We start from the raw sequence: 2,311 nt of genomic DNA, 5'->3' as shown, positions 1-2,311 counted from the left end.
GCGCCGATGGTAGTGTGGGGCTTCCCCATGTGAGAGTAGGACATCGCCAGGCTTTAAATCTTTAGAGTCGTTTTTAAACGGTTCTAGAACTGCTGATATAGCTCAGCCCGGTAGAGCGCACCCTTGGTAAGGGTGAGGTCCCCAGTTCGAGTCTGGGTATCAGCACCACTATTTAGTTGATTCGATTTATCGAGTTAACAACAGAATTTGTTTGACGACCATAGCATTGTGGACCCACCTGATTCCATGCCGAACTCAGAAGTGAAACACAATAGCGCCGATGGTAGTGTGGGGCTTCCCCATGTGAGAGTAGGACATCGTCAGGCTTAAATTGCATTATGCTGAATAGACACTGCGGAGTGGTAGTTCAGTTGGTTAGAATACCGGCCTGTCACGCCGGGGGTCGCGGGTTCGAGTCCCGTCCACTCCGCCACTTATTAGAAAGCCGAGTCTTATGACTAGGCTTTCGTCGTTTCTGGATACGATAATTTTGTCTTCGAGCAACGAGTCCCGGTCGCCTGCGACCCCAAGCACTCCACCATTTATAAGAAGTCTCGCTAGAAATCGCGGGGCTTTTTTGCATCTAAATTATAGTGTTCGCCCTTCCATTGAATGACTTTTACACAAGGTTTGCGCGTAACCCATGACTCCTAGTTAACGTGTCCCATTATTCTGTTATTTATTAGAAAGTCTAACTCTACGATTAGAGTCTTTTTATTTGTATTTTCTACACCAGTTGTTATTTGAAACGAGCATGCGTTTCACAAACGCATATAGCTTTAAGCTTAGCACTCAAATACTCGAGCTATGCGACGTTGTAAGTCAGGTTAATGAGACTGTTCTGACTCAGCTGTATCCATTCAATATCGAAGTTATATAAGGCTTACAACTCATCCTATGTGCCCTGCGTTCGCAGATGTTTGCTTTATCAAGCGAGTGCACTTTAGTATTAGTTAACAGCCCTTCGTCTACGATACCTGACTTCTATTTTTCTCTGTGAATCTAGAGGGTACTTCTGATGTGTAATTAGGAATCGATCATGGATGTTTCTGCTAAGAGCGCTATAGCCCTTAATGAGGTGACTTCATCCTCTTGTTATTCATTAAGCTTAAACCACTCTTAATTGTATTGAGCACCCTGTTTGAAAAGTATCTCAAAGGGGAATTGGACTATATTTCAGGTTGAAGGAGAAAGTCGCTAGATTAAGGGCCCAAATTGGTGCCGGTGGGATACATATGCTAAGAAATAGAGAATTTCTCGTATTCGTGCAGTGATATTTATTATCCAATCAGATCGAGACTCTCTGGCTCTAGGTTCAGGTATCTTAGGAGATGTTTACCGGTCTCTTTTCTACTCTGATGTGTTTGTTGACTCGATATGAATTAGTTATGTTGACCACTTTACTCTGAACATATTGATTTCTTGCTGGTTAATTCAAGCTATGTTTTGGCTATTGCGACTAATATTAAGCTAGAAGGGCGTTATCGTTCACTTGGTAAGAATAGACTCAAAAAAAGATCATCGGGTGATATTTTAGTGATTATTTTAACAAATAGATAAAGCCTTAAAAGCTAATGGGGCGAACTATGAAATTAAGCTTTAACTTTGAAGATGCCAGTCAGATCTTTGTAGGATCTTTTGCTTTGGCTGTACCGATTTCTTTTTCCGAAGAAGCCTGGAAGTTAGGGGAGACTTTGCCTACTGCTAATCTGTTGCTGCTATTTTTATTATCAGCTGTGTTCTTAGGCTTTTATACTTATGAAAGTGTCTTTCAAAAAAATGTTGTTGCGCGCATGCCGGTGTTTATTTTCAGAATTGTTATTGCTTATGCTATGACGGCGTTGGTAGTTGCTTTGGTCCTGACATGTTTGGATAAGTTGCCTCTATTAAGCGATCCAATAGTCTCGTTTAAACGTGTCATTGTTATATCAATGCCCGCGTCTATGGGGGCTATTATAGTGGATAGTTTCGATAAAGAGTGAAACCGTATATCACCCAGGTTAAGTCATCAACAGAGCCATTCTAGCGCTTATTTGGTTCACTCTTAGATAACCAAGTAGCAAGCTCGCTAGAAAGGTTTCGACATGTCGTTGAGTGATTAAAGCTAAATCAAAAGAGTAAGGCCTAATTGTTTTACAAGAAAATTAAGACTGAGAGTTTCTGTACTGAATGAGCGATTAGAAAGGTGAGGGGGATGGAGGCACGCTAGGATCTTTAGATGCAAAAAAGCCGCATCAATGATGCGGCTTTCTTTAATTGGCTCCCCTTGCAAGACTTGAACTTGCGACATACGGATTAACAGTCCGCCGTT

General features: G+C 41.7%; 2 protein-coding genes, 2 tRNA genes and 1 rRNA gene. 4 read left to right on the top strand and 1 reads right to left on the bottom strand.

The annotated features are described in order from the left end of the window. Nucleotides 1-91 precede the first annotated feature (91 nt). The 4 genes from ACED25_RS23245 (at nt 92) to ACED25_RS23230 (ending at nt 1,982) form a co-directional block, all read left to right on the top strand. Nucleotides 92-168, top strand: a tRNA-Thr gene (locus ACED25_RS23245). A gap of 42 nt (nt 169-210) precedes the next feature. After that, a 5S ribosomal RNA gene (gene rrf / locus ACED25_RS23240) occupies nt 211-326 on the top strand. Nucleotides 327-356: 30 nt separating this feature from the next. After that, nucleotides 357-433 (top strand) — tRNA-Asp (locus ACED25_RS23235). A 1,153-nt stretch (nt 434-1,586) separates the two neighbouring features. Next, on the top strand, nt 1,587-1,982 hold the full coding sequence (locus ACED25_RS23230; protein ID WP_009847710.1) for a DUF2391 family protein: 396 nt from the start codon (nt 1,587-1,589) through the stop codon (nt 1,980-1,982). Nucleotides 1,983-2,104: 122 nt separating this feature from the next. Here ACED25_RS23230 and ACED25_RS23225 read toward each other — a convergent pair. Continuing rightward, nucleotides 2,105-2,311, bottom strand: a 207-nt coding sequence (locus ACED25_RS23225) for a hypothetical protein (protein ID WP_371696245.1), incomplete at its 5' end; no start/stop codon positions are given.

The organism is Vibrio sp. 1F263, from assembly GCF_041439035.1.
GTDB classification, from domain to species: domain Bacteria; phylum Pseudomonadota; class Gammaproteobacteria; order Enterobacterales; family Vibrionaceae; genus Vibrio; species Vibrio tasmaniensis_A.
This window is presented reverse-complemented; position numbering and strand designations above follow the sequence as displayed.